The organism is Alcanivorax profundi, assembly GCF_003597125.1.
GTDB lineage: Bacteria > Pseudomonadota > Gammaproteobacteria > Pseudomonadales > Alcanivoracaceae > Alcanivorax > Alcanivorax profundi.
The window spans coordinates 89,618-115,271 of sequence record NZ_QYYA01000002.1 but is presented as its reverse complement, the minus strand read 5'-3'; the positions used below and the strand labels follow the sequence as shown (position 1 = coordinate 115,271).

Sequence of the window (25,654 nt, the reverse complement as noted above, 5' to 3'; positions counted from 1 at the left end):
TCTGACGTCCGACGCTAAGACAACCGCAACATACGTCTGACGGTTAGTGAACTATGCCGAAAAGAACCGACATCAAAAGTATTCTCATCATTGGCGCTGGCCCGATCGTGATCGGCCAGGCCTGTGAGTTTGACTACTCCGGCGCGCAGGCTTGTAAAGCCCTGCGTGAAGAGGGGTTCCGGGTGATCCTGGTGAACTCCAACCCGGCCACCATCATGACCGACCCGGCCATGGCCGATGCCACCTACATCGAGCCGATCACCTGGGAAACGGTCGCCAAGATCATCGAGAAAGAGCGTCCGGACGCGCTGCTGCCCACCATGGGCGGTCAGACGGCACTGAACTGTGCGCTGGATCTGGACCACAACGGTGTGCTGGAAAAGTTCGGTGTCGAGATGATTGGCGCCACCGAAGATGCCATCGACAAGGCGGAAGACCGCTCCCGTTTTGACAAGGCCATGAAAGCCATCGGCCTGGAGTGTCCGCGTTCTGCCATTGCTCATAACATGGAAGAGGCCAATGCGGCGCTGGAAGAGCTGGGTTTCCCCTGCATCATCCGCCCCAGCTTCACCATGGGTGGCTCCGGCGGTGGGGTGGCTTACAACCGCGAAGAGTTTGAAGAAATCTGTCAGCGTGGTCTGGATCTTTCTCCGACCAATGAGCTGCTGATCGACGAATCCCTGCTCGGCTGGAAAGAGTACGAGATGGAAGTGGTCCGCGACAAAAAGGACAACTGCATCATCGTTTGTTCCATCGAGAACTTCGATCCCATGGGTGTGCACACCGGTGACTCCATCACTGTGGCGCCGGCCCAGACGCTCACCGACAAGGAATACCAGATCATGCGGGACGCCTCGTTGGCGGTACTGCGTGAGATCGGTGTGGAAACCGGCGGCTCCAACGTGCAGTTCGGGGTAAACCCGGACAACGGCCGCATGGTGGTGATCGAAATGAACCCACGGGTGAGCCGTTCTTCCGCGCTGGCCTCCAAGGCGACCGGTTTCCCGATTGCCAAGGTGGCGGCCAAGCTGGCGGTGGGCTACACCCTGGACGAGCTGCAGAACGAGATCACCGGTGGCAAGACCCCGGCCTCTTTCGAGCCGTCCATCGATTACGTTGTTACCAAGATCCCTCGCTTCAACTTTGAAAAATTTGCCGAAGCGGATGCGGTGCTGACTACCCAGATGAAGTCTGTGGGCGAAGTGATGGCGATTGGCCGTAACTTCCAGGAATCCTGCCAGAAAGCCCTGCGTGGCCTGGAAACGGATTCGGTCGGCTTTGATCCCAAGGTAGATCCGGCGGCGCCGGATGCCCGTGAACAGGTGGCACAGATGCTGGCCACGCCGGGTCCGGAACGGATCTGGGTCGTGGGCGATGCCTTCCGGGTTGGTATGACCGTGGAAGACGTGTTCAACATCACCAAGATCGATCGCTGGTTCCTGGTGCAGATCGACGATCTGATCAAGGCAGAACAGCAAGCGGTGGCGCTGACGTTCTCGGGACTGAATCGCGATAACCTCTACGGCTTCAAGCGCAAGGGCTTCTCGGATGCGCGTCTGGCCCAGCTGCTGGGCGTCAAGGAATCGGACGTGCGCGGCAAGCGGGAAGAGCTGGATGTGCTGCCGATCTACAAGCGTGTTGATACCTGTGCGGCCGAGTTTGCGACGGATACCGCTTACATGTACTCCAGCTACGACGAGGAGTGCGAAGCGAATCCGTCTGACCGTGACAAGATCATGGTTATCGGCGGTGGCCCGAACCGTATCGGCCAGGGTATCGAATTCGATTACTGCTGTGTGCACGCGGCGTTCGCCATGCGCGAAGACGGTTACGAGACCATCATGGTCAACTGTAACCCGGAGACCGTGTCCACTGACTACGATACCTCCGATCGTCTGTTCTTCGAGCCGATTACTCTCGAAGACGTGCTGGCCATCGTGGCGAAAGAAAAACCCAAGGGCGTGATTGTGCAGTATGGCGGTCAAACTCCGCTGAAACTGGCCCGTGCCCTGCAGGCTGCTGGCGTGCCGATCATCGGTACCCCGCCGGATGCCATCGATGAAGCGGAAGACCGCGAGCGCTTCCAGCAGATGGTCAACAAGCTTGGCCTGAAGCAGCCGCCGAACCGTACCGCCCGTTCTCTGGAAGATGGCGTGCGCCTGGCAGAAGAAATTGGTTACCCGCTGGTGGTGCGTCCCTCCTATGTACTGGGTGGTCGCGCCATGGAGATCGTGTACAACGAAGCCGAGCTGCGTAACTACATGCTAAATGCCGTGTCGGTGTCCAACGATTCGCCGGTACTGCTGGACCGCTTCCTGGATGACGCGATCGAAGTGGATGTGGATGCCATCTGCGACGGCACCGATGTGGTGATCGGCGGCATCATGCAGCATATCGAGCAGGCTGGTGTTCACTCCGGTGACTCCGCCTGTTCCCTGCCGCCGTACTCCCTGGATGAAGACGTGCAGAACGTGATGCGTCAGCAGTCCCGCGACATGGCGCTGGAGTTGGGTGTGGTCGGTCTGATGAACGTGCAGTTCGCCGTCAAAGGTGGCGAGGTGTATGTTCTGGAAGTGAACCCCCGTGCGTCGCGAACAGTGCCGTACGTGTCCAAGTGTATTGGTGCTTCCCTGGCCAAGGTGGCCGCCCGCTGTATGGCAGGTGTCAGCCTCAAGGAACAAGGGTTTACCGAAGAGGTCAAACCGCAACACTACTTTGTGAAAGAAGCCGTGTTCCCGTTTGCCAAGTTCCCGAAAGTGGATCCGATCCTTGGCCCGGAAATGAAGTCTACCGGTGAGGTAATGGGCGTAGGAGCAACCTTTGCCGAAGCCTTTGGCAAGGCCTCTCTGGGTGCGGGTGAGAAAATGCCGGAAAAAGGCACTGCCTTTATTTCTGTGCGTGAGGTGGACAAGCCCGCCGCGGTGGATGTGGCGCGCATGCTGATCGAGCGCGGCTTCGATCTGGTGGCAACCCGTGGCACCGCCAAAGTCATTGCTGATGCCGGGCTGGCAGTAAAAGAAGTGAACAAGGTACTGGAAGGGCGTCCGCACATTGTGGATATGATCAAGAACGACCAGATCGCCCTGATTGTAAACACCACTGAAGGCAAGCAGGCGATTCGCGATTCCTTTGCGATTCGTCGCTCCGCTTTGCAGCACAAGGTGTTCTACACCACCACCATCACTGCGGCCCACGCCGTGTGTCAGGCGCTGGGTATCAGCGGCGAGCCCACCGTGCGTCGTCTGCAGGATTTGCACGCAGAAATGCAGTAATCGTCCCATGGAGCGCTCGGAGCTGAGTGCTCCGGGCGATTCGATGGAATTGACGAGGAAAACTATGCAACGCGTACCGATGACCGCCAATGGGGCGAAGGCCCTGCGTGCGGAACTGGAAAAACTGAAAAAAGAAGATCGCCCGCGTATTTCTGCTGCCATTGCGGAAGCGCGCGAACACGGCGATCTGAAGGAAAACGCCGAGTACCATGCTGCCCGCGAGCAGCAGGGGTTCTGTGAGGGACGGATCAACGAGATCGAATCCAAGCTGTCGGCGGCCCAGATTATCGATATCACCGAGCTGGAAAACACCGGCAAGGTGATCTTCGGCACCACCGTGACCATCATCGATGTGGACACCGATGAAGAGAAGGTCTACCAGATCGTGGGTGACGATGAAGCGAACATCAAGCAAGGCAAGCTGAGTGTGAACTCTCCCATTGCCCGTGGCCTGATCGGCCGGGAAGAGGGTGATGTGGTGCAGATTGATACCCCCGGCGGCACCCACGAATATGAGGTCGACAAGGTCGAGCATATTTGAACCCGGGTGATCCGCAGGCAACAAAAAAGGCGACGTGATACGTCGCCTTTTTTGTTGTTGGCCCCGCGGGTGGCGTGGGCCTCAGGTCGGGTGTGTTGCGATCAGGTATTCTGGTAGCGCAACAGATTGGAGAGCTTGGGGTTGGGCTTTTCGGCGGCCCGGTACAGCAGGGCGATGTTGCCAATGCGCTGGATCAGCTCGGCGCCGCTCTGTTCACACATGGTCTGCACGATGGCGGCCCGGTCGTCGCGGTTTTCGGCGTTGACCTTCACTTTCATCAACTCGTGATCTTCCAGGCGGCTGTTGAGCTCTTCCTGGACGCTTTCAGTGAGACCCTTGTCGCCAATGATCAGGATGGCCTTCAGGTGATGGCCAATGCGGCGAAGGCGTTTGATGTCCTGGGAAGATAGCGGCACGGTGGTAGGCTCCGAATGAGTGTGGAGCGCTATTCTACAGCAACCGGGCTGAGGGTATAGGGGCGAGGACGCTGCGAGGCACGGGTTTCGGATTGGATAGGCAAAATCGGAGCCCTGGCAGTCCCGCTGGGGGAGGATGGGTTTTCGCAACCCGCCCCCGCCCTTCGAGACGGTGTGCCCCGCAGGGCGGAAATCGGCGAATGCCGATCTCCGCTATGATGATTGATCGAGATACCGGTTGAGATCGGCATTCGCCGGTTTCCACCCTAAGAAAGGCAGGAGATTCTTTGCATGGCCAAATCCAGCCGCTCCAAGTCCAGCAAGGGCTGGCTCAAGGAGCATTTTAGTGACCAGTGGGTGGCCAAGGCCCAGGAGCAGGGTTACCGGTCCCGTGCCAGCTTCAAGCTGTTGGAAATGCATGAAAAGGACAAGCTGTTCCGGCCCGGCATGACGGTGCTGGACCTGGGGGCGGCGCCTGGCGGCTGGAGCCAGGTGGCCGGGCAGCTCATCGGTGGCAAGGGGACGGTGATTGCCAGCGACATCCTGGCGATGGATGCGCTGCCGGATGTGACCTTCATTCAAGGTGATTTCCGGGAAGATGACGTCTACGAGCAGATCCTGGCGGCGGTGGGGGATCGCAAGGTAGACCTTGTAATGTCGGATATGGCCCCCAATATGAGTGGTAACAGTGGTGTGGATCAGCCGCGAGCCATGTATCTGGCGGAATTGGCGCTGGAGATGGCGGAGCGGGTGCTGGAACCCAATGGCCTGTTTCTGGTCAAGGTATTCCAGGGAGAGGGGTTTGAGGAGTACCGCCGCGCCCTGCAATCACGCTTTCGCAAGGTGATTACCCGCAAGCCGGCCGCAAGCCGTGCCCGATCCACCGAGGTCTACCAGTTGGCGGTGGGCCTGAAGTAGAGCGTAAAAGCTGTAAAACCGGCTTTTTGCTGTCCGAACCGGCATTACGCTGCCATTGATAAATGGTGTAAGGTACAGGTTCGCAAGTGTGCGCAGATGCGCCAGGAATTGATCGAGGTCTCCCTTGAACGACATGACCAAGAATATTGTGCTGTGGCTGGTAATTGCCGGCGTGCTTTATGTAGTGGCATCCAGCATCAGCAATCAGCCTGCCAATAGCGACATCCCTTATTCCACCTTTATTTCCCGGGTGGAAAGCGGCGGTGTGCAGGCGGTGACCATCGGTGAGAGTGATATTTCCGGCACCTACAGTGATGGTAGCCGGTTCTCCACGATCAAGCCGCCGACCCTGGACACCAACCTGATGCCGACCCTGATCCAGAACGGTGTCGAGGTGAAAGGGACCGAACCCAAGCGCGACAGCTTCCTGATGCGTCTGTTCCTGTCTGTGCTGCCGATCCTCCTGATCCTGGCCATCTTTATCTTCTTCATGCGTCAGATGCAGGGTGGCGGCAAGGGCGGCGGCGGCCCCATGACCTTTGGTAAATCCAAGGCCAAGCTGCTGGGTGAAGACCAGATCAAGACCACCTTTGCCGATGTGGCAGGCGTGGAAGAAGCCAAGGAAGAAGTGCAGGAGCTGGTGGAGTTTCTGCGTGACCCGGCCAAGTTCCAGCGCCTGGGCGGCAAGATCCCCCGTGGTGTGCTGATGGTGGGCTCTCCGGGTACCGGTAAGACCTTGTTGGCCAAGGCTATTGCGGGTGAAGCCAAGGTGCCGTTCTTCAGCATCTCAGGCTCTGACTTTGTGGAAATGTTCGTGGGTGTCGGTGCCAGCCGGGTTCGTGACATGTTCGAACAGGCCAAGAAGCATTCACCCTGCATTATCTTTATCGATGAAATTGACGCTGTGGGTCGCTCCCGTGGTGCGGGTTTGGGCGGTGGTCACGATGAGCGTGAGCAGACCCTCAACCAGCTGCTGGTGGAAATGGACGGCTTCGACGGCAATGAAGGCATCATCGTGATTGCGGCCACCAACCGTCCTGACGTGCTGGATCCGGCGCTGCTGCGTCCTGGTCGTTTCGACCGTCAGGTGACCGTACCGCTGCCGGATATCCGCGGCCGAGAGCAGGTGCTGAAAGTGCACATGCGTCAGGTGCCGATTGCCGACGACGTGGAGCCTGCGGTGATTGCCCGTGGCACCCCTGGCTTCTCCGGTGCGGATCTGGCCAACCTGGTCAACGAAGCTGCCCTGTTCGCTGCCCGTGCCAACAAGCGCATGGTGTCCATGGAAGAGTTCGAGAAGGCCAAGGACAAGATCCTGATGGGTGCCGAGCGTCGTTCCATGGTCATGAACGAGAAAGAAAAACTGAATACGGCTTACCATGAGGCCGGGCATGCCATCGTAGGGCGCCTGGTGCCTGAGCATGATCCGGTTTACAAGGTGAGCATTATTCCTCGTGGTCGTGCCCTGGGGGTGACCATGTACCTGCCGGAAGAGGACAAATACTCCCAGTCCAAGCGGGCATTGGAGTCCTCCATTTGCTCCTTGTACGGCGGCCGTCTGGCGGAAGAGATGACACTGGGTTTTGATGGTGTCACGACCGGTGCATCCAACGATATTGAACGTGCCACCAAGCTGGCCCGTGCGATGGTGACCAAGTGGGGCTTGAGCGAAAAACTGGGCCCACTGGCTTACGAGGAAGAAGAAGGTGAAGTGTTCCTCGGCAAGCAGATGTCCCAGCGCAAGGCCATGTCCGAGCAGACCGCAGAAGAAATCGACCGGGAAGTGCGCGCCATCATTGATAGCTGCTATGGCCGCGCCAAGCAGATCCTGGAAGATAACCGGGACAAGCTGGACTTGATGGCGGATGCTTTGATGCAGTACGAGACCATTGATGCCGACCAGATCGAAGACATCATGTCCGGTCACAAGCCGCGCCCGCCGAAAGACTGGCGTGATCAGGGGCCGGGCAACGGTGCTGCAGCGACCGGTGATCCCAAGCCGGGTGATGACGCTATTGGCGGCCCTGCCAACAATCATTGATAGTCAGACACGCCGTGCGTCACGGGTTGACGCACGGCGTTGTTGTTTCTGATCTTTTACGGTCCCCAAAGCCCTCAATCAAGGCGCGTCTTATTGCGTATGGCGTGTTGCATTGGTCTGGATTCAGGCGACAGGTCCCGTAGTATCCTATTGATGAATTTTCTGGTGGCTTTGCGATGACCCGACTTCCCTGTGGTGCCCGCACGCTGGATCTGTCAGCCCCCGTGGTGATGGGGATCCTGAACGTGACTCCCGACTCCTTTTCTGACGGTGGCCGCTTTAACGAGCGTGATGCGGCGTTGCGCCAGGCTGAACGCATGCTGGCTGATGGGGCCGCCATCATTGATGTGGGGGGCGAATCCACTCGTCCCGGGGCGGCGCCGGTGACCGAGCAGGAAGAGCTGGATCGCGTGGTGCCCATTGTCGAGGCGTTGGCGCGGGAGTTGGGGGCGTTGGTGTCCGTGGATACCAGTACAGCGGCGGTGATCCGTGACAGTGCTGCGGTGGGGGCCGGGTTGATCAATGATGTGCGCTCTCTTCAGCGCCCCGGAGCGCTGGCGGCCGCGGCGGCCACGGATCTGCCTGTGTGTCTCATGCATATGCAGGGTGAGCCGGGCACTATGCAGGATGATCCTCGTTATGAGGATGTCACCGCCGAGGTGGTGGCATTTCTCGAGGCCCGGGTGAAGGAATGTGAGCGGGCGGGGATTCTGCGCGAACGTTTGTTGGTGGACCCTGGTTTCGGTTTCGCCAAGACCGTAGCGCATAATCTCACGTTGATGCAGCAAATGAATGCGTTGCAATCGTTGGCATTGCCCGTCCTGATCGGTGTGTCCCGCAAGTCGTTGTTTGGCAGGGTGTTGGGGCGTGAGGTCGATGAGCGGCTGCCAGGGAGCCTGGCGGCGGCGGTAATGTGTGTGGAGCGTGGCGCCAGAATCGTACGCGCCCATGATGTTAAGGAAACCGTGGACGCTGTGCGTTTTGCGCATGCAGTCCGCGAAGCGGGAAAGGAGTCACAGTAATGGCGCGTAAATATTTCGGCACAGATGGGGTGCGCGGCACGGTGGGGCAGTTTCCGATTACTCCGGATTTTGTGCTCAAGCTTGGCTGGGCGGCCGGTAAGGTCTTGGCGGCACGCGGTGGTAGCAAGATTTTGATCGGCAAGGATACCCGTATCTCCGGGTATATGTTTGAGTCTGCTCTGGAGGCGGGGATTTCTGCTGCAGGGATTGATGTGCGCTTGCTGGGGCCGCTGCCGACTCCGGGGATTGCCTATCTGACGCGCACCTTGTCTGCCCAGGCGGGCATCGTGATCTCGGCTTCACACAATGCCTATACCGATAACGGGATCAAGTTTTTTGGCCCGGACGGCCGCAAGCTCAACGATGCGATTGAGCAGGAGATCGAGAGGCTTCTCGATGAGGAAATGTCGGTGGTGGCCACCGACCAGATCGGCAAGGTACGTCGTATTGATGATGCCCGTGGCCGCTACATCGAGTTCTGTAAAAGCACCACGCCTGGACTGGATTTGAAAGGCATGAAGGTGGTGGTGGATACCGCTAACGGCGCGGCGTACCACATCGCGCCAGCGGTGTTGGAGGAGCTCGGGGCGGAAGTGATCGCCATCGCTCATCAGCCGGATGGATTCAATATCAACCGTGAGTGCGGTTCTACTCATCCCGAGCAGCTGCAGGAAAGGGTGGTCGCGGAAAAGGCGGACTTGGGGATTGCCCTGGATGGCGATGCGGATCGCCTGATCATGGTGGATCACACAGGCAAGTTGGTAGATGGTGATCAGCTCCTGTATGTGATCGCCCGTGATCGCAAGGAGAGTGGCGCTGCGGTCGAGGGTGTGGTTGGCACACTGATGACCAATTTTGGATTGGAGCTGGCGCTCAAGACGCTTGGTGTGGAATTTGTGCGCGCCAAGGTCGGTGACCGCTATGTGATGGAGCAGCTGGATCAACGTGGTTGGTTGATTGGTGGCGAGTCCTCGGGGCACCTGGTCTGTCTCGATCGAACCTCTACCGGTGACGGCACTGTCTCTGCCTTGCAGGTGCTGGCGGCCCTGGCCCGCCGGGGCGATAGCCTTGCCGAGGCGGTGGCCGATGTGGCAATGCTGCCGCAGGTAATGATCAACGTGCGTGGGCCTAATCGCGATGGATTTGAGGCGCTGCCGGCGGTCAAGGCCGCGGTGGCCGATGCCGAGGCAAAACTTGCGGGGAATGGTCGTATTTTGCTGCGTCCGTCCGGCACGGAACCGCTGGTGCGGGTCATGATTGAAGGCAAGGATTCCGAACAGGTAGAAACGCTCTGCCGCGAGCTGGCGGATGTCGTAGAGGGTGCCATCGCCTAAGGGTGACTGGCGTCCAGGTGGATGGCTCACGTAATGATCAGGCTGGCACTTTGTGTGCCGGGGGAAGAGCGGCGGCATGGGTGTCGCCGGGTAATCAAGGAATGCACATGAACAAAAGAACGCCGCTTGTTGCTGGCAACTGGAAGATGAATGGCGATCCTTCCCTGGTTGAGGGTATGGCAGCGGCCCTGGCGGGATATGACGGTGCGGCGCAGATGGTGATCTGTCCGCCGTTTCCTTTTCTGGCCCAGGCCAGGGAGTTGTTTGCTGGTCATGTCGCCATTGGGGCGCAGAATCTCAGTGATCAGGAGGAGGGGGCCTATACCGGTGAGGTGTCTGCCTCGATGCTGGCCGGTGCGGGTTGTGGTTATGTGATTATCGGGCATTCCGAGCGGCGCGCCCTGTATGGCGAAACCGATGCATTGATCGCGGCGAAGTTTGCTCGTGCACAGACAGAAGGGCTGGTGCCGATTCTCTGTGTCGGCGAGACCCTTGAAGAGCGGGAGGCGGGCAAGACCGAGGCGGTAGTATGTGGGCAGTTGCAGGCGGTGATCGATGCGGCAGGGATTGAGGCGTTTGCCCGAGCCGTCGTCGCCTATGAGCCGGTCTGGGCCATTGGTACCGGCATGACGGCGAGCCCGGAGCAGGCACAGGAAGTGCACGCCACGCTGCGCCAAACAGTGGCGTCTTACAGTGCGGATATTGCCGCTTCCCTGCCGTTGCTTTACGGCGGCAGTGTAAAGGCGGATAATGCCGCCCTTCTGTTTGCCCAGTCAGACATCGATGGGGGTCTGATTGGTGGGGCATCGTTAACTGCCGACAGTTTTCTTGCTATCTGCCGGGCGGCGGAATAGCGGAACCAATGAAAATATAGAGTAACTATGGATATCGTCGTTCACGTAGTACATGTGCTGGCGGCCCTGGGCCTGATTGGTCTGGTCCTGATTCAGCATGGCAAGGGTGCCGATGCTGGCGCCTCATTCGGTGGTGGTGGCTCCCAGACTGTGTTTGGCAGCGCGGGCTCTGCCAATTTTCTGACTCGTGCGACTGCCGTGCTGGCGGTAGTGTTCTTCGTGACCAGCCTGGTGCTGGCCTGGATGGCACGCCAGGAGGCGGAAGGGGCGCGTACCTATCTGCCTGAACTGGAAACCATCGAAGAGCAGGCGGATGTTCCTGCGCCTGCCGATCAGGTGGAGTTGCCGGCAGCGGCGAGCGAGGTTCCTGCGGTAATCGGTGAGAATTCTGAAAAAGAAGTTTCAGATCAGCCGCAAGCTGATGTAGAATCCGCGTCCCCGGCTGAGGTGCCTCAGCCGGCGCAGTAAGTTAAGCGTTCTTTGCCGAAGTGGTGGAATTGGTAGACACGCTATCTTGAGGGGGTAGTGAGCTTCGCTCGTGCCGGTTCAAGTCCGGCCTTCGGCACCAATTTGGGAAAGATGGATGGCGCTGAATTTCAATGTCTCCATCTGGTCAAGAAAGCATCAGGTTAAGCGGCTTTTCCTGATGCTAAGGCTTCGAAAAATAAATACTTTTTTCACGAAGTCTCCTTGACAGCGCAAAGCACTCTAAGTAGTATTTGCGCTCGGTTTTGAGGTGATTTGCAGCGCTCACAGGCGCAGCAAGTCACGGTTCAGAATGCTGAACCAGAGCCCTGGTGCATCGGGCTTTAAAGGGCACAAGGTTTATTGCGGGGTGGAGCAGTCTGGTAGCTCGTCGGGCTCATAACCCGAAGGTCGTAGGTTCAAATCCTGCCCCCGCTACCACTTAGAAGGATCAGCTTCGGTTGATCCAAAGCGGACAAAAAGCCCCTCTAGCAGGGGCTTTTTGTTATCCGCGACAGTGGAATGGGCGGTGGATGTGCGGTCGGTTGCGTGTTGTCCTGCAGTCGTCGGTGATGTCCCCAGGCCCATTTTTTGTTTGTACCTGAAGCAACCATTTCTTCGGGAGTAATGTCGGAAAAGGCATGTCGAAACGCGTAGAACAGTTAACGGCGCTATTTGCACCGGTAGTGGAAGATCTCGGCTTCGTGCTTTGGGGTGTGGAATACATCCAGGGGCGCGGAGCTGTTGTGCGTGTGTTTATCGACCATGAAGACGGCATTACGGTAGATAACTGTGCGGCGGTGAGTCACGAGATCAGCGGCGTGCTGGATGTGGAAGATCCAATTTCCGGGGAGTACAACCTGGAAGTGTCCTCTCCGGGCATGGATCGTCCCATGTTTGAACTTGCGCAATATGCCGACTACATCGGTGAAGATGTCCAGCTCAAGCTGCTGGCACCGATTGCAGGCAAGCGCAAATTGACCGCAGCCATTGTGGCTGTGGATGGTGAAACGCTGGTGGTGGAGCTGGATGGCGAAACCCTGCGTATTCCTTACGGTCAGGTTGATCGTGCCCGGCTTCAGCCGCGCTTCGATTAAGCCTGAGAGAACCTTGTCTTTGTAAAGGCCTGGCCATGAACAAAGAGATCCTGCTGGTAGCGGAAACCGTTTCAAACGAGAAGGGCGTTAGCCGCGATGTAATTTTCGAGGCTATTGAACTGGCTCTCGCGGCGGCAACCAAGAAGCGTTTTAAGGAAGAAGACGTGGAAATCCGTGTGGACATCGACCGTGTTTCCGGCGATTCCCGCACTTTCCGTGTCTGGCATGTGGTGCCCGACGAAGATCTGTATGAATTCGGCAAGCAGCTGACGCTGGATGAAGCCCACGAGCAGGATACCTCCCTGCAGATCGGCGACACCTGGGAAGAAGAGATCGAGTCCGAAGCATTCGGTCGTATTGCGGCCCAGACTGCCAAGCAGGTGATTGTTCAGAAGGTTCGTGAAGCCGAGCGTCGCCAGATCATTGAAGAATATCGTGACCGTATTGGTGACCTGGTCAGCGGTACCGTGAAGAAGGCCAACCGTGATTCCATCGTGTTGGACCTGGGCGGTAACGCAGAAGCGCTGATTACGCGTGAGCACATGATTCCCCGTGAAGCGGTGCGTCAGAACGATCGCATTCGCGCCTACTTGCTGGGTGTGAACGAAGAAAACCGTGGCCCGCAGCTGTTTGCCAGCCGTGCCTGCCCGGAAATGCTGATCGAGCTGTTCAAAATCGAAGTGCCGGAAATCGGTGAAGAGCTGATTGAGATCAAGGGCGCTGCCCGCGATCCGGGTTCTCGCGCCAAGATTGCGGTGAAGACCAACGATCAGCGGATCGACCCGGTGGGCGCCTGTGTGGGTATGCGCGGTGCGCGTGTCCAGGCGGTCTCCAACGAGCTGGCCGGTGAGCGTATCGATATTGTCCTGTGGGACGACAACCCGGCACAGCTGGTCATCAATGCCATGCAGCCGGCGGAAGTGGCGTCCATCGTGATGGACGAAGAAAGCCACGCCATGGATATCGCGGTGGAAGATGAGTCCGCCCTGGCACAGGCCATCGGCCGTAGTGGCCAGAACATCCGTCTTGCTTCCGAGCTGACTGGCTGGGAACTGAACGTGATGACGCTGGACGACGCCGAGAACAAGCAGCAGGAAGAAGCTGCTCAGGCGCTGGAAACCTTTATGAACGAGCTGGACGTGGACGAAGATATCGCCGGCGTGCTCGTGGAAGAAGGCTTTTCCACGCTGGAAGAGGTGGCCTATGTGCCGGAAGAAGAGATGCTCGCTATTGACGGGTTTGACGAGGATATCGTCGAAGCCCTTCGCCAGCGTGCCAAAGATGCCCTGCTGACCAAGGCACTGGTATCTGAAGAGAAATTTGAACAAGCCGAGCCTGCGGACGACCTTCTGAGCATGGAAGGTATGGATCGTGAGTTGGCTGTGGAACTGGCTTCCCGTGGCATCGTCACGATGGAAGATCTCGCCGAACAGGCGGTGGATGACCTGCTCGAAATTGAAGGCTTGGATGAGGAGCGCGCTGCGCAACTGATCATGACCGCCCGGGCTCCCTGGTTCGAAAACGAAGACGGGGAATAACAGCCGTATTTTTCCGGCTGAGGCAGTGCAGGCACCATAGAGCGGACAGGAGAGTGTTGCTGACATGGCAGAAACGACCGTAAAGAAACTGGCCGAAACCGTAGGTATGCCCGTTGAGAAACTGCTTTCTCAAATGAAGGAAGCGGGCTTGCCACATGGGGACGCCAGCGAAGAGGTCTCCGGTGAACAGAAGCAGCAGCTGCTGGCGCATCTGCGCAAGTCTCATGGTGCCGCGGAACCTGAGGGCAAGAAAATCACCCTCAAGCGCAAGTCCACCAGTACCATCAAGACCACCGGTGCGGCGGGTAAAGCCAAGACCGTAAACGTGGAAGTGCGCAAGAAACGCACCTACGTGAAGCGTGAAGTGCTGGAAGCGGAAGCCCGCGAGGAAGCCGAGCGCAAAGCGGCTGAAGAGGCGGCACTGAAGGCCGAACAGGAAAAACGCGAGGCAGAAGAAGCAGCCAAGCGTCAGGCGGAAGAAGAAGTCGCCCGCAAGAAAGAGGAAGAGGCCAAGGCCGCTGCAGAAGTTGACCGCAAGGCAGCTGAAGAAAAAGCAGCGGAAGAGAAGGCCAAACGCGTTGCTGTGCCGAAGACTGCAGCAGCCAAGAAGCCGGCCAAAGAAGAAACGCCGGAAGAAAAGGCCAAGCGCGAAGAGGAAGAGAAAAAGCAGCGTGAGGCAGAAGAAGCCAAGCGCAAGCAAGAATCCGAAGCCCGTAAAAAGGCCGAGGAAGAGGCTGCCCGTCGCACCGCTGAAGAAGCGGCCCGTATCGCTGCCGAACTGGAGCAGCGTGGTGACCAGCCCGAGAAGAAAGAAGAGGAAGTGGACGATGGTTCTTCCATCGTGGTGGCGGCCCAGGAGGCCAGCTATCAGCGTGAAGAGCGTCAGTCCCGTCGTCGTCGTCGCAAGCCGAAGGCTGCCGGTGTTGCTCATGGTCAGATGAAGAGCTCCATGAACAAGGCGCACGGATTCAAAGCCCCGACGGAGAAAAAGATTCTGGAAGTTGAAGTCCCGGAAACCATTACCGTAGGCGATCTCGCCCAACGCTTGAACATCAAGTCCAAGGAACTGATCAAGTCCTTGATGAAGATGGGCGAAATGGCCACCGTGAATCAACATATCGACCAGGAAACCGCCATCCTGCTGGTAGAAGAAATGGGCCACAAGGCCGTTGCCGGCAAGGGTGAAGAAGAGGTACTGGAAGATCACCTGGCAACCATGGTTAACCGTGACGGTGCCGAGCTGTCTCAGCGCGCGCCGGTCGTGACCATTATGGGCCACGTTGACCACGGCAAGACCTCGCTGCTGGATTACATTCGTAAGGCCAAGGTAGCGGCCGGTGAGGCGGGTGGTATTACCCAGCATATCGGTGCGTACCACGTGGACCACGAGAAGGGCATGATTACCTTCCTGGATACCCCGGGTCACGCCGCCTTTACGGCCATGCGTGCCCGTGGTGCCAAGGCTACGGATATCGTCATCATCGTGGTGGCAGCGGATGACGGTGTCATGCCGCAGACCGAAGAAGCAGTTAACCACGCGAAAGCGTCTGGTGCACCGATCATCATTGCGGTCAACAAGATCGACAAGGAACAGGCTGATCCGGATCGTGTGAAGAACGAGCTGGCGGCCAAGGACGTGATCCCCGAAGAGTGGGGCGGTGACTACCAGTTCATTAACGTCTCTGCCCATACCGGTGAGGGTGTTGATGAGCTTCTGGATGCCATCCAGCTGCAATCCGAACTGCTTGAGCTGGAGGCCTCTGCCACTGGCCCGGCGACCGGTGTGGTGATCGAATCCCGTATTGAGAAAGGTCGCGGTACCGTGGCCTCTATCCTGGTGCAGGCCGGTCAACTGAATATCGGCGACATGCTGCTGGCGGGGGCCCACTTCGGCCGCGTCCGTGCCATGGCTGATGAGAATGGCCAACCCATCAAGAGTGCCGGTCCTTCCATTCCGGTGGAAGTGCTGGGTCTGGACGGTGCACCGGAAGCGGGTGAACAGGTTCAGGTGGTGTCTGACGAGCGCAAGGCCCGTGAAGTAGCCGAGTTCCGTCAGGAGCGCGACCGCGATGTGAAGCTCAAGCGTCAGCAGGCTTCCAAACTGGAAAACCTGTTTGCCAACATGGGTGGCGCCGAAGCCAGCACCGTGAACATCGTTCTCAAGACGGATGTTCGTGGTTCTCTGGAAGCGCTGCAGGGTGCTCTCCATGATCTGGGCACCGACGAAGTGAAGGTGAACCTGGTTGCTGCCGGCGTGGGTGCGATCAACGAATCCGATGTAAACCTGGCCATGACCAGTGAAGCGGTACTGCTGGGCTTCAATGTCCGTGCCGATTCCAAGGCCAAGAAGCTGTGTGAGCAGGAAGGTATCGACCTGCGTTACTACAGCGTGATCTATGAGCTGATCGACGATGTGAAGCAGGCCATGAGCGGCTTGCTGGCACCGGAGAAACGCGAAGAGATTCTGGGTACTGCCCAGGTCCGCGACGTGTTCCGTTCTTCCAAGTTCGGTGCCGTGGCCGGTTGTATGGTGATCGAAGGTACCCTGTACCGAAACCGCCCGATCCGCGTTCTGCGCGACGATGTGGTGATCTTCGAAGGCGAGCTGGAATCCCTGCGTCGTTTCAAGGACGACGTGCCGGAAGTTCGCAACGGCATGGAATGTGGTATTGCCGTGAAGAGCTACAACGACGTGAAGGAAGGCGACAAGATCGAGGTCTTCGAAGTGAAGGAGGTGGCGCGCTCCCTGTAAGGGGCGTGCCCGGCCGCAACTGCCATGAGTCGTCATCGTCGCCCGCAGGGGTTTAACCGCACCGACCGTATCGCGGACCAGATCCAGCGTGAGCTGTCCCGGTTGCTGCAGTTTGAAGTCAAAGACCCGCGGGTGAACCTGGCGACCGTGCAGGATGTGACGGTCTCCCGGGACCTGTCTTTTGCCGATGTCTACTTCACGTTGCTGGGCAAAGGTGAAGAAGAAGGGGCAGAAGCCGAGAAGGTGCTGGAAAAGGCCAGTGGCTTTCTGCGCAGTAGCCTGGCTCAGAGCCTGAATACCCGCACCACCCCCAAGTTGCGTTTCCACTATGACATGACCCCGGAAAACGCCGCGAAGATGTCTCGTCTGATTGACGATGTCCGCGCGGAAGACCGGGAGTTGCGTCCGGACAACGACCAACCCGAGCAGGATTAACGGAGCACTCCGGTGGCAAAACGTCGTCCCCGTGGCCGCAATATCAGCGGCATTTTGTTGTTGGATAAAGTGACCGGCGTGAGCAGTAACGGTGCTCTGCAGATGGCGAAGAAGATGTTCGCTGCCGCCAAGGCGGGCCACACTGGCAGCCTGGATCCCCTGGCCACCGGTATGCTGCCAATCTGTTTTGGTGAAGCGACCAAATTCAGCCAGTTCCTGCTGGAATCCGACAAGAGCTACCGGGTCACGGCCAAACTGGGTGTCACCACGGAAACCGGTGATGCCGATGGTGAGGTGGTGAAGACCACTGAGGTCACGGCCTCCGCAGCGGATATCGAAGATGCGCTGATGTCTTTCATGGGGGATATCGAGCAGATTCCCAGCATGTATTCGGCGATCAAGCATGAGGGGGTTCCCCTCTACAAGCTGGCGCGGGAAGGCAAGACCGTAGAGCGCAAGCCTCGCGCGGTGACCATTTATGACATCCGGATTCTGCGCATCGAAGGCGATGAGCTGGAATTCGAGGTGGACTGTTCCAAGGGCACTTACGTGCGTTCGCTGGTGGAAGACACCGGAGACAAGCTGGGCTGTGGCGGCCATGTCACCGTTCTGCACCGCTTGTCGGCGGGGCCCTATCCGGCGGAAAAGATGCTGACCCTGGAGCAACTGGGCAATATCAAGGCCGAGGGCGGGTTCGAGGCAATCGACGAACTGCTCTTGCCTTTATCAACCAGCGTGGCAGACTGGCCGCGCGTTGAACTGGGTGACAATGCTGCCTATTACATTCAGCAGGGTCAGCCAGTGATGGCCTCAGACCGTCCGGCGGATGGCTGGGTCAGTGTTTACAAGGCATCCAGCGGCGAGTTTTTGGGCGTCGGTGAGGTGCTGGAAGACGGGCGAATTGCGCCGCGTCGACTGGTTTCAAACTGAGTTGCCCTTGCGGTAACCGGCTTGGAAAACCCGACGGCAGCTATAAATATGCATGGCTGACCGTGACATTCATTGTGCATATTGGAGCAAAACCATGGCTTTGACCGTAGAACAGAAAGCGGAAATCCTGAAAGAGCACGGCCAGAAAGAAGGCGATACCGGTTCTCCGGAAGTGCAGGTTGCACTGCTGACCGCCAACATCAATGGCCTGCAAGGTCACTTCAAGGACCACAAGAAGGATCACCACAGCCGTCGCGGCCTGATCCGCATGGTAAACCAGCGTCGTAAGCTGCTGGACTACCTGGCCAAGAAAGACCGCACTCGTTACCTCCAGCTGATCGAAAAGCTGGGTCTGCGTCGCTAACAGGCTGTGCAGATCGGGTAACCGCAACAGAAGCTCGGCTCCGCCGGGCTTTTGTTGTTTCTGGAGGGGCACAATTCCCTCCCCCTGCGGTCGCTTGCTGGCAAGCGATGTTTTTGGCGAGGATCGGCTCACGCCGATTTCCGCCCTGCGGGCTAGCGGGTTATGATGCGCGAGCGAAAGAAGATGTTGTCAGAGGCATGGGCCTCGAAGATTGTCGTGAAGAGAGAAGAGACGAGATATGTTCAATAAAATCACCAAAGAGATTCAGTTCGGCCGTGACACGGTCATCCTGGAAACCGGGCAAATCGCCCGCCAGGCCACCGCCGCTGTCATGGTGCGCATCGGTGCCACCGAAGTGCTGGTCACCGTGGTGGGCAAGAAAGAAGCCGACCCCAGCAAGAACTTCTTCCCGCTGACCGTGAATTACCAGGAAAAGACCTACGCAGCCGGCCGTATCCCCGGTGGATTCCTGAAGCGTGAAGGTCGCCCGAGTGAGAAAGAAACCCTGACCTGCCGCCTGATCGACCGTCCGATCCGTCCGCTGTTCCCCAATGGCTTCATGAATGAAGTGCAGGTCGTGGCGACCGTGATGTCCGTGGACAAGGAAAACGATCCAGACATCGCTGCCATGATTGGTACCTCTGCGGCTCTGGCAATTTCCGGTATCCCGTTCAGTGGCCCCATCGGTGCGGCCCGCGTCGGCTTCAAGGATGGCATGTACATCCTCAACCCGAGCTACGCAGAGCTGGCCGAATCCGCTCTGGATCTGGTGGTTGCCGGTACCGAGCCCGCCGTACTGATGGTGGAATCCGAAGCCAAAGAGCTGTCTGAAGACCAGATGCTGGGTGCAGTACTGTTCGGCCACATGGAAATGCAGCCGGTCATCCAGGGCATTCGCGAGTTCGCTGCCGAAGTGGGCACCCCTGCCTGGGAGTGGACTGCTCCGGCCGTAAACACTGAGCTGAAAGATGCCATCAAGGCCAAGTTCGAAGCTGGTCTGGCCGAGGCCTACACAATTACCGAGAAAATGGCCCGCTACGCCAAAGTCGGCGAGCTGCGTGACGCTTGTGTGGCCGAATTCGCTACCGGTGAAGAAGGCGCGCCAGAAGCGGGCGAAGTGAAAGAGCTGTTCGGCAAGATCGAGAAAAACGTGGTGCGTGAAGCGGTTGTATCCGGCAAGCCGCGTATCGACGGCCGTGCCCTGGATGCGGTGCGCGCCATCGACTGTCAGGTCGGCAATCTGGCCAAGACCCACGGTTCTGCCCTGTTCACCCGTGGCGAGACGCAGGCCATCGTGGCGGCGACCCTGGGCGGTATGCGTGATGCCCAGTTCATCGACGCGCTGGAAGGATCCCGTCAGGATCACTTCATGCTGCATTACAACTTCCCTCCTTACTGCGTGGGCGAGACCGGCATGATCGGTTCTCCGAAGCGTCGTGAGATCGGTCACGGTCGCCTGGCCCGTCGTGGCGTGCAGGCAGTACTGCCCACCGTGCAGGATTTCCCCTACACCATTCGTGTGGTCTCCGAGATCACCGAATCCAACGGTTCCTCTTCCATGGCGTCCGTGTGTGGCACTTCCATGGCCCTGATGGATGCCGGTGTTCCCCTGACTGCACCGGTGGCGGGTATCGCCATGGGTCTGGTGAAGGAAGAAGACGGCCGTTTCGCGGTACTGTCTGACATCCTCGGTGACGAAGATCACCTGGGCGACATGGACTTCAAGGTGGCCGGTACCGCACGCGGTGTGACTGCCCTGCAGATGGATATCAAGATCGAAGGGATCACCGAAGAGATCATGGAGAAGGCGCTGGAACAGGCTAACGCCGGTCGTCTCCATATCCTTGGTGAAATGTCCAAGGCCATCGGCGCGTCCCGTACCCAGGTATCCGAGAATGCACCGACCCTGCTGACCCTGAAGATCAATCCGGACAAGATCCGTGACGTGATCGGTAAAGGTGGTGCGACCATCCGTGCGCTGACCGAGGAAACCGGCTGTACCATCGATATCGAGGACGATGGCAGCGTGAAGATCTACGGTGAAACCCGTGAAAAAGCGGATGAAGCGGTACGTCGTGTTGAAGAGATCACCGCTGAAGCAGAAGTGGGCGTGATCTACGAAGGCAAGGTCACCCGTGTGGTTGATTTTGGTGCTTTCGTTGCCATCATGCCGGGCACGGAAGGTCTGCTGCACATCTCCCAGATTGCTGAAGAGCGTGTGGAGAAGGTGACCGACTACGTGAACGAGGGTGACATCATCAAGGTGAAAGTCCTCGACGTGGATCAGCGTGGCCGTATCAAGCTGTCCATGAAGGAAGCCAAGGAAGACTGATTAGACCCGCTTCCAGAAGTATAGAAGGGGCCGGCATTTGCCGGCCCTTTTTTTGGTTCATCGCGGATTAGCGGGGAATAGGTTACAGAAAAGCCCCCTTGCTGTAGGAGCGTCGCTCGCGGCGCGATAACCCACGTGGTTAAAGACTGATTTACCGCAGAGGGTGAAAGGGCCAACAGAGGAAAACCGCCTTCCTCAGTGAACGCTGTGCCCTCTGTTGTGAAAGTGCTTTTGTTTCCTGGTCTGGGATCGCGCCGCCAGCGACGCTCCTACGGCAAGGGCGGGGATTAAATTGGACTTTCCCGGAAACCCGCAATGAACCTTTTTTGGGGGTTCTTCGCAGATTTGAGGGAAAAGCCTGATTAACTCTTCCCTGCTTGCCGTAGGAGCGCCGGTTATTCGCTCCGCTCACCCTTCGGGCCGCCCTGCGTACGTTCCTTCGCTACGCTCGGTGGCGGCGCATTCCGGGTCAGGCAAAGGCATTGTTAGGACTGGGCAGGACGTTTTTCTACCAGTCTTGCCGCAAGCAGGCCCATCTCGAACAGGAACCACATGGGAATGGCCAGCAAGGTCTGGCTGATCACATCGGGTGGGGTCAGCAGCATGCCCAGTACAAAGCAGCCCACCACCACATAGGCGCGGGCCTTGGCCAGTTTTTCCACCGTGGTGGCGCCGGTGGCGACCAGCAGCACAATGGCAATGGGCAGTTCGAAGGCCAGGCCGAATGCCAGGAACAGGGCCAGTACGAAGTCCAGATAACTGCTGATGTCGGTGGTTACGGCCACGCCTTCCGGCGCGATGGCGGTAAAGAACTGGAACATCAGCGGGAAGACCACGAAATACGCAAAGGCGGCGCCGGCGTAGAACAGCAGGATGCTGCTGCCCAGAAGCGGAATCGCCAGTTTCTTTTCGTGCTTGTATAGCCCGGGAGCTATAAACGCCCACCCCTGATGCAGAATGAACGGCATGGCAGCGAACACACTGAGGTAGAGTGTCAGTTTGAACGGCGCCAGAAACGGCGCGGCGACACCGGTAGCAATCATGCTGGTGCCGTCCGGCATGGCATCCATGAGGGGCTTTGCCACCAGGGTGTAGAGCTCGCGGGAAAAGTAGAACAGACAGAGGAAAATCACGAACACGACTGCCATGGCTTTGAGCAGACGGTTACGTAATTCCAGCAGATGCGCGATCAGGGGTTGGCCGGGATCGTTACTGGCGTCAGTCATTGCGGGGTGGTTCCTGGCCTTGGTCTTCATCCTGGGGAGGATCGGGGTGGATGCGGTTTTCCTTGCTGGCAGGTTGGCGCGCCTTGTGGATCTGTTCCGGGCTTAGCAGGCTTTCTTTGGCTTCACGAATGCTGTCTTCGTCCAGCCCCATCTGCCGCATCTGTTTTTCCATGCGCTCGCGCATGTCCAGGGTCACGGCTTCGCGTTCCAGTTCATTCTTCAGATTATTGAAGGTGGAACGGGCACGCCCCATCCAGTGGCCCAGGGTGCGGGCCACGGTGGGCAGGCGTTCCGGGCCGAGCACTACCAATCCGATCACGAAGATCAGGGCGAGTTCGGTAAAACCGATATCGAACATGGACGCCTCGCTTCAGGTCAGGCCTGATCCTTGTCCTTTTCGGTTTTTTGATCTGCCTGGGTCTTTTCGTTTTCAGCCAGGCGTTTCTGGTCCTGCTCTTCTTCGCCGTCTTTCATGGCGTTCTTGAAGCCCTTCACGGCGCCACCCAGATCGCCACCCATGTTGCGCAGTTTCTTGGTGCCGAACAACAGGACGACGATGGCGAGGAGGATCAGTAACTGCCAGATGCTGATGCCGGAAAACATGATGCTTTACTCCAGAAATGTTGTCCCTGTAACGCTAGCACGCTACGGGACACGCTTTTAGTGATTCTTTTAATGGTTTGGTTGTGCTCAGTGCTTGTTGCCGCGGGCGGCTTTTTCGTCGTGGCCGGACAGGCCGAAACGGCGCTCCAGCTCGGCCAGTACCTTGTCAGGGTGTTCGCCCAGCTTGGCCAGCATGACCAGACTGTGAAACCACAGGTCGGCGGTTTCGCTGATCAGGGCCTGGTTGTCGCCACTGACTTCGGCGTCGCGGGCGGCGAGGAGGGTCTCTACCGCTTCTTCGCCCACTTTCTCGAGAATCTTGTTGAGGCCCTTGGCATACAGGCTGGCCACATAGGAGCTGTCCGGGTCGGCGCCCTTGCGGGATTCCAGAACGTCGTGCAGCTGGCTGAGAATATCTGACATAGTCTGTGCTTCGTTATGGCCTGACGTGTGTCTTTATCGGGACCTTGTCAGGCGCAGTGATCATTGCTGACGACAGTCTAGCGTCGCCAGCCCCAGCTCACCAGTACCAGAGCAGCGGCCGACAATGGCCAGCTGTAGGGATTGGCCAGCCACAGGGCGGCCCCGGCACAGCCAAGACCGGCGAGGCCGGCCAGCAGCTTGTGGCGGTGGCGCACCAGCTGCTGTTCGAGGCGCGCCTCGAGGCGATCCTGCTGGTAAGGCAGGTCACGCAGGGTCTCCAGCCCGTCACGCAGCAGATCAGGCATGTCCGGTAACTGGGCGGTCCATTCCGGCAGGCGATTCTGCAGTTTCTTGAGGGTGGCGCTGGGGCCGTATTCGGCCAGCATCCAGGCTTCCAGTAGCGGGCGGCCTGTGTTCCAGATGTCCAGTTGCGGGTAGATACTGCGGCCGAGCCCTTCGATATGCACCAGGGTCTTCATCAACAGGATGTACTGCACCGGCATTTCGATGTGGTAGCGACGAGCCAGATCGAACAGTTTCATCACCAGCGGGGCGAACTCCAGCTGGTCCAGCTGGGCCGAGCGCACCGGTTCTACCAGATCGATGACGGCCCGTTCGAAGCGGGGCCGGTCAATGGGCGTCTGGTTCCAGCCGGCACGAATGACCGCGTCCACCAGGGCGCTGTAGTCCTCACGCATGACGGCCAGCACCATGCGCCCCAGCACATTCAGGTCTTCTTTCGACAGGCGCCCGGCAATGGCGGCATCGATGGCCATGTATTGTGGGGATTCCGGGTGTTCCGGGTTAACGAAGATGTTGCCCGGGTGCATATCGGCATGGAACAGGTTGAAGCGGAAAACCTGGGCGAAAAAGATTTCCACGCCGCGTTCAGCCAGCACTTTCGGATCAATGCCGGCGGCTTTGATGCGTTCGATATCATTGACCGGGATGCCGTTGATGCGGTCCATGATGATCACCGTGGGGCTGGACAGCTCCAGGTGAATGGCGGGCATGTAGAGCAGCGGGCTGAACAGGAAGTGACGGCGCATGGCTTCGCTGTTGCGGGCCTCGGCACTGAGGTCCAGTTCACCAAGAATGATGTCGCGGTAGTCTTCCACCACACGCACCGGGCGGAAGTAACGGGCATCGCGCCACAGTCGCTCCAGCCAGCGGGCGCCAAAGGCCATGACCTTCAGGTCGCGCTGGACCACCGGGCGAATGGTGGGCCGCAAGACCTTGGCGACTACTTGCTGGCCGTTCTTCAATGTAGCGGCGTGCACCTGGGCCACCGACGCGGCGGCCATGGGGGTGGTGTCGAACTGTGCGAACACCTCATCAAAGGGCAGTGGCAGGCTCGCTTCGACCAGATCTCGGGCCTGTTCCCCATCGAAGGGGGCCACCTGATCCTGAAGCCGCGCCAGTGCTGCGGTCCATTCAGGCGGCAACATGTCCTGGCGAGTGGCGAGCAGCTGGCCAAACTTGATGAAAATGGGGCCAAGGCGTTCCAGTGCCTTTTGCAGGCGCTCCCCTTCACTGAGCTTGCCGGTACCCGCCCAGCTGGAGGGAACCAGAAACGACAATGTCAGCAGCAGGGTCCGTAGCGGATGGGCCGGTAACAGGGCAATCAGTCGGTAGCGGCACACCACATGGGTGACCATGAGGATGCGGGTAATGGGGGGCATCAGTGGTTGGCGTCCCTGTTCTGGTCGGCGTTGAGTCGCTGGATGCGGGCCTCAAGGCGGTCCACGTCCAGGCGCAGGTCGTCCACATCCTGGCCAAATTCATACACCTCGCGGCGGGACGGGGTGAGGCCGGATTCGTTGCCCACGTAATCGCCCAGTTGTTCTGCCAGTCGTCCGGCGGCCTGTCTGGCCCAGCCGAACAGGCGCCGGGCGCCGTAATCCAGCTGCTGGGCCAGCTCAGAGCCGGTAATCGGTTCCAGTACGGCGCCCCAGTCGATGTGCAGCTCACGGGCCAGCTGTTGCAGTTCCAGCAGCAGTTCGCGGTTGCCTGAGATGTCCACCGGCCCGGCGATGGCGCCGGGCCGGGTTTTCCATTCCAGCAACAGAGCGGCCAGATCCATGGGGCTGCCTTTCACCGCCACGTCCGGGGTGGCATCGCTGCGGTGGTATAGCTCCACGCCGTCTTCCACGATCAGGGCGTAGATCGCCAGAGGTGGCAGGGTGACGTCTACCGCCACCAGGCGCCCGGCATGCACGGCCAGTTTGTCTGCTGTCACCGGGTCGGAACGCAGCGCCGTGTTGATGGCGCGCTCAACGGTGGCCAGGGCAGTGGTGGAAATCAGGCCCGGGGAGCGTGACTGGTCTTTCAGACTCATCAGAACTTGAATCCTCTGTGCAGTGCCACGATGCCGCCCAGCATGTTGAAATACTCGGTACGGGCAAAGCCGGCGTTATCCATCATGCCTTGCAGGGTGTCCTGATCCGGATGCATGCGGATGGATTCGGCCAGATACTGGTAGCTGTCGGCGTCGTTGACGATCAGTTTGCCGAGCCGCGGCCAGACTGCAAAGGAATAGGCGTCGTAGGCCTTGGCCAGGGTCTTGTTGGTGGGGGTGGAAAACTCCAGCACCAGCAAGCGGCCGCCGGGTTTGAGCACCCGCAGCATGGAGCGCAGGGCGGCGTCCTTGTCAGTGATATTGCGCAGGCCGAAGGCGATGGTGATGCAATGGAAGGTGTTGTCCTCAAAGGGGAGGCACTCGCCATTCACCTGGGCGACCTGGGTGTTGTGGCTGCAGCCTGCGTCGAACAGTCGATCACGGCCAACCTCGAGCATGGCGTCGTTGATGTCGGCCAGCACAACCTGACCGGTTTCGCCGACCAGGCGGGAAAACTTGATGGCCAGATCACCAGTGCCACCGGCCAGGTCCAGCACCTTGTGGCCAGGGCGAATGCCGGCCAATTCGATGGTCATGCGCTTGAGAATGCGATGACTGCCCATGGAAATCAGGTCGTTCATCACATCGTATTTGCCCGCTACCGAGCGGAATACGCCGGCCACCTTTTGCTGTTTTTCCTGCCACGGTACCTGCTGGTAGCCGAAGTGTGTGACCTTGTTGTCGTCGGACATA

General features: G+C 58.7%; 23 protein-coding genes and 2 tRNA genes. 17 read left to right on the top strand and 8 right to left on the bottom strand.

Going from position 1 to position 25,654, the window contains the following annotated elements:
• Window positions 1-53 precede the first annotated feature (53 nt).
• Together carB and greA are read left to right on the top strand one after the other, a co-directional pair.
• Complete coding sequence (gene carB, locus D4A39_RS05805; RefSeq protein WP_022985324.1) at window positions 54-3,272, top strand: carbamoyl-phosphate synthase large subunit; 3,219 nt, start codon at window positions 54-56, stop codon at window positions 3,270-3,272.
• 64 nt (window positions 3,273-3,336) lie between these two features.
• Entirely contained in the window at window positions 3,337-3,813 is a 477-nt protein-coding gene (gene greA / locus D4A39_RS05800; RefSeq protein WP_031226429.1) for a transcription elongation factor GreA, read from the top strand.
• A 101-nt stretch (window positions 3,814-3,914) separates the two neighbouring features.
• Here greA and D4A39_RS05795 read toward each other — a convergent pair whose 3' ends face one another.
• A complete protein-coding gene (locus D4A39_RS05795; RefSeq protein ID WP_022985322.1) occupies window positions 3,915-4,229 on the bottom strand; it encodes a YhbY family RNA-binding protein in 315 nt (104 codons plus the stop codon).
• A 291-nt stretch (window positions 4,230-4,520) separates the two neighbouring features.
• Between D4A39_RS05795 and rlmE the strand changes: the two genes are divergently transcribed.
• From rlmE to pnp, 15 genes are all read left to right on the top strand, one after another.
• Window positions 4,521-5,147, top strand: coding sequence for a 23S rRNA (uridine(2552)-2'-O)-methyltransferase RlmE (gene rlmE, locus D4A39_RS05790; RefSeq protein WP_022985321.1), 627 nt, complete (start codon window positions 4,521-4,523; stop codon window positions 5,145-5,147).
• Between the two features lie 133 nt (window positions 5,148-5,280).
• A complete protein-coding gene (gene ftsH / locus D4A39_RS05785) occupies window positions 5,281-7,188 on the top strand; it encodes an ATP-dependent zinc metalloprotease FtsH (protein ID WP_022985320.1) in 1,908 nt (635 codons plus the stop codon).
• Window positions 7,189-7,364: 176 nt separating this feature from the next.
• Window positions 7,365-8,210: a dihydropteroate synthase gene (gene folP, locus D4A39_RS05780; RefSeq protein WP_022985319.1), complete on the top strand. Its 846-nt coding sequence runs from the start codon at window positions 7,365-7,367 to the stop codon at window positions 8,208-8,210.
• Window positions 8,210-9,544, top strand: coding sequence for a phosphoglucosamine mutase (gene glmM, locus D4A39_RS05775; protein WP_022985318.1), 1,335 nt, complete (start codon window positions 8,210-8,212; stop codon window positions 9,542-9,544). Before folP ends, glmM begins: the two co-directional genes overlap by 1 nt.
• Before the next feature lie 101 nt (window positions 9,545-9,645).
• A complete protein-coding gene (tpiA, locus tag D4A39_RS05770) occupies window positions 9,646-10,398 on the top strand; it encodes a triose-phosphate isomerase (protein WP_438502571.1) in 753 nt (250 codons plus the stop codon).
• A 27-nt stretch (window positions 10,399-10,425) separates the two neighbouring features.
• Window positions 10,426-10,866: a preprotein translocase subunit SecG gene (gene secG, locus D4A39_RS05765; protein WP_022985316.1), complete on the top strand. Its 441-nt coding sequence runs from the start codon at window positions 10,426-10,428 to the stop codon at window positions 10,864-10,866.
• A 14-nt stretch (window positions 10,867-10,880) separates the two neighbouring features.
• Window positions 10,881-10,966, top strand: a tRNA-Leu gene (locus D4A39_RS05760).
• 261 nt (window positions 10,967-11,227) lie between these two features.
• Window positions 11,228-11,304 (top strand) — tRNA-Met (locus D4A39_RS05755).
• A 200-nt stretch (window positions 11,305-11,504) separates the two neighbouring features.
• Entirely contained in the window at window positions 11,505-11,960 is a 456-nt protein-coding gene (gene rimP, locus D4A39_RS05750) for a ribosome maturation factor RimP (protein ID WP_022985315.1), read from the top strand.
• A 35-nt stretch (window positions 11,961-11,995) separates the two neighbouring features.
• Entirely contained in the window at window positions 11,996-13,498 is a 1,503-nt protein-coding gene (gene nusA, locus D4A39_RS05745) for a transcription termination factor NusA (protein ID WP_022985314.1), read from the top strand.
• A gap of 64 nt (window positions 13,499-13,562) precedes the next feature.
• Entirely contained in the window at window positions 13,563-16,250 is a 2,688-nt protein-coding gene (gene infB / locus D4A39_RS05740; protein WP_022985313.1) for a translation initiation factor IF-2, read from the top strand.
• 24 nt (window positions 16,251-16,274) lie between these two features.
• On the top strand, window positions 16,275-16,685 hold the full coding sequence (gene rbfA / locus D4A39_RS05735) for a 30S ribosome-binding factor RbfA (RefSeq protein WP_119917688.1): 411 nt from the start codon (window positions 16,275-16,277) through the stop codon (window positions 16,683-16,685).
• Between the two features lie 12 nt (window positions 16,686-16,697).
• Complete coding sequence (gene truB / locus D4A39_RS05730) at window positions 16,698-17,615, top strand: tRNA pseudouridine(55) synthase TruB (RefSeq protein WP_119917687.1); 918 nt, start codon at window positions 16,698-16,700, stop codon at window positions 17,613-17,615.
• A gap of 94 nt (window positions 17,616-17,709) precedes the next feature.
• Window positions 17,710-17,979: a 30S ribosomal protein S15 gene (gene rpsO / locus D4A39_RS05725; RefSeq protein ID WP_022985310.1), complete on the top strand. Its 270-nt coding sequence runs from the start codon at window positions 17,710-17,712 to the stop codon at window positions 17,977-17,979.
• A gap of 238 nt (window positions 17,980-18,217) precedes the next feature.
• Window positions 18,218-20,311 carry a polyribonucleotide nucleotidyltransferase gene (pnp, locus tag D4A39_RS05720; protein ID WP_022985309.1) on the top strand — a complete coding sequence of 698 codons (2,094 nt, stop codon included), beginning with the start codon at window positions 18,218-18,220 and terminating at the stop codon, window positions 20,309-20,311.
• A 485-nt stretch (window positions 20,312-20,796) separates the two neighbouring features.
• Here the strand turns inward: pnp and tatC are convergent, their stop codons facing one another.
• From tatC to ubiE, 7 genes are all read right to left on the bottom strand, one after another.
• On the bottom strand, window positions 20,797-21,537 hold the full coding sequence (gene tatC / locus D4A39_RS05715; RefSeq protein WP_022985308.1) for a twin-arginine translocase subunit TatC: 741 nt from the start codon (window positions 21,535-21,537) through the stop codon (window positions 20,797-20,799).
• Window positions 21,530-21,895 carry a Sec-independent protein translocase protein TatB gene (gene tatB, locus D4A39_RS05710; protein WP_022985307.1) on the bottom strand — a complete coding sequence of 122 codons (366 nt, stop codon included), beginning with the start codon at window positions 21,893-21,895 and terminating at the stop codon, window positions 21,530-21,532. Before tatB ends, tatC begins: the two co-directional genes overlap by 8 nt.
• A 17-nt stretch (window positions 21,896-21,912) precedes the next feature.
• Window positions 21,913-22,140, bottom strand: a complete 228-nt coding sequence (gene tatA, locus D4A39_RS05705; RefSeq protein WP_022985306.1) for a Sec-independent protein translocase subunit TatA — start codon at window positions 22,138-22,140, stop codon at window positions 21,913-21,915.
• An 87-nt stretch (window positions 22,141-22,227) separates the two neighbouring features.
• Window positions 22,228-22,563 (bottom strand): phosphoribosyl-ATP diphosphatase, encoded by a 336-nt coding sequence (locus D4A39_RS05700; protein WP_022985305.1) that lies wholly within the window; start codon window positions 22,561-22,563, stop codon window positions 22,228-22,230.
• Window positions 22,564-22,640: 77 nt separating this feature from the next.
• The gene (locus D4A39_RS05695) at window positions 22,641-24,245 is read right to left on the bottom strand and encodes an AarF/UbiB family protein (protein WP_119917686.1); all 1,605 of its coding nucleotides are present in this window, start codon (window positions 24,243-24,245) and stop codon (window positions 22,641-22,643) included.
• Entirely contained in the window at window positions 24,245-24,901 is a 657-nt protein-coding gene (locus D4A39_RS05690; protein ID WP_022985303.1) for a ubiquinone biosynthesis accessory factor UbiJ, read from the bottom strand. Before D4A39_RS05690 ends, D4A39_RS05695 begins: the two co-directional genes overlap by 1 nt.
• Window positions 24,901-25,653 carry a bifunctional demethylmenaquinone methyltransferase/2-methoxy-6-polyprenyl-1,4-benzoquinol methylase UbiE gene (gene ubiE / locus D4A39_RS05685; protein ID WP_022985302.1) on the bottom strand — a complete coding sequence of 251 codons (753 nt, stop codon included), beginning with the start codon at window positions 25,651-25,653 and terminating at the stop codon, window positions 24,901-24,903. Before ubiE ends, D4A39_RS05690 begins: the two co-directional genes overlap by 1 nt.
• Between the last annotated feature and the right edge of the window lies 1 nt (window position 25,654).

What these genes read in the sequence shown, in the direction of transcription:
- carB (WP_022985324.1), top strand. Translation starts at nt 54, where the DNA reads ATGCCGAAAAGAACCGACATCAAAAGTATTCTCATCATTGGCGCTGGC.
- rlmE (WP_022985321.1), top strand. Translation starts at nt 4,521, where the DNA reads ATGGCCAAATCCAGCCGCTCCAAGTCCAGCAAGGGCTGGCTCAAGGAG.
- nusA (WP_022985314.1), top strand. Translation starts at nt 11,996, where the DNA reads ATGAACAAAGAGATCCTGCTGGTAGCGGAAACCGTTTCAAACGAGAAG.
- ftsH (WP_022985320.1), top strand. Translation starts at nt 5,281, where the DNA reads ATGACCAAGAATATTGTGCTGTGGCTGGTAATTGCCGGCGTGCTTTAT.
- rbfA (WP_119917688.1), top strand. Translation starts at nt 16,275, where the DNA reads ATGAGTCGTCATCGTCGCCCGCAGGGGTTTAACCGCACCGACCGTATC.
- pnp (WP_022985309.1), top strand. Translation starts at nt 18,218, where the DNA reads ATGTTCAATAAAATCACCAAAGAGATTCAGTTCGGCCGTGACACGGTC.
- glmM (WP_022985318.1), top strand. Translation starts at nt 8,210, where the DNA reads ATGGCGCGTAAATATTTCGGCACAGATGGGGTGCGCGGCACGGTGGGG.
- secG (WP_022985316.1), top strand. Translation starts at nt 10,426, where the DNA reads ATGGATATCGTCGTTCACGTAGTACATGTGCTGGCGGCCCTGGGCCTG.
- tpiA (WP_438502571.1), top strand. Translation starts at nt 9,646, where the DNA reads ATGCACATGAACAAAAGAACGCCGCTTGTTGCTGGCAACTGGAAGATG.
- D4A39_RS05695 (WP_119917686.1), bottom strand. Translation starts at nt 24,245, where the DNA reads ATGCCCCCCATTACCCGCATCCTCATGGTCACCCATGTGGTGTGCCGC.
- D4A39_RS05700 (WP_022985305.1), bottom strand. Translation starts at nt 22,563, where the DNA reads ATGTCAGATATTCTCAGCCAGCTGCACGACGTTCTGGAATCCCGCAAG.
- greA (WP_031226429.1), top strand. Translation starts at nt 3,337, where the DNA reads ATGCAACGCGTACCGATGACCGCCAATGGGGCGAAGGCCCTGCGTGCG.
- infB (WP_022985313.1), top strand. Translation starts at nt 13,563, where the DNA reads ATGGCAGAAACGACCGTAAAGAAACTGGCCGAAACCGTAGGTATGCCC.
- D4A39_RS05690 (WP_022985303.1), bottom strand. Translation starts at nt 24,901, where the DNA reads ATGAGTCTGAAAGACCAGTCACGCTCCCCGGGCCTGATTTCCACCACT.
- ubiE (WP_022985302.1), bottom strand. Translation starts at nt 25,653, where the DNA reads ATGTCCGACGACAACAAGGTCACACACTTCGGCTACCAGCAGGTACCG.
- tatA (WP_022985306.1), bottom strand. Translation starts at nt 22,140, where the DNA reads ATGTTTTCCGGCATCAGCATCTGGCAGTTACTGATCCTCCTCGCCATC.
- tatB (WP_022985307.1), bottom strand. Translation starts at nt 21,895, where the DNA reads ATGTTCGATATCGGTTTTACCGAACTCGCCCTGATCTTCGTGATCGGA.
- tatC (WP_022985308.1), bottom strand. Translation starts at nt 21,537, where the DNA reads ATGACTGACGCCAGTAACGATCCCGGCCAACCCCTGATCGCGCATCTG.
- folP (WP_022985319.1), top strand. Translation starts at nt 7,365, where the DNA reads ATGACCCGACTTCCCTGTGGTGCCCGCACGCTGGATCTGTCAGCCCCC.
- rpsO (WP_022985310.1), top strand. Translation starts at nt 17,710, where the DNA reads ATGGCTTTGACCGTAGAACAGAAAGCGGAAATCCTGAAAGAGCACGGC.
- rimP (WP_022985315.1), top strand. Translation starts at nt 11,505, where the DNA reads ATGTCGAAACGCGTAGAACAGTTAACGGCGCTATTTGCACCGGTAGTG.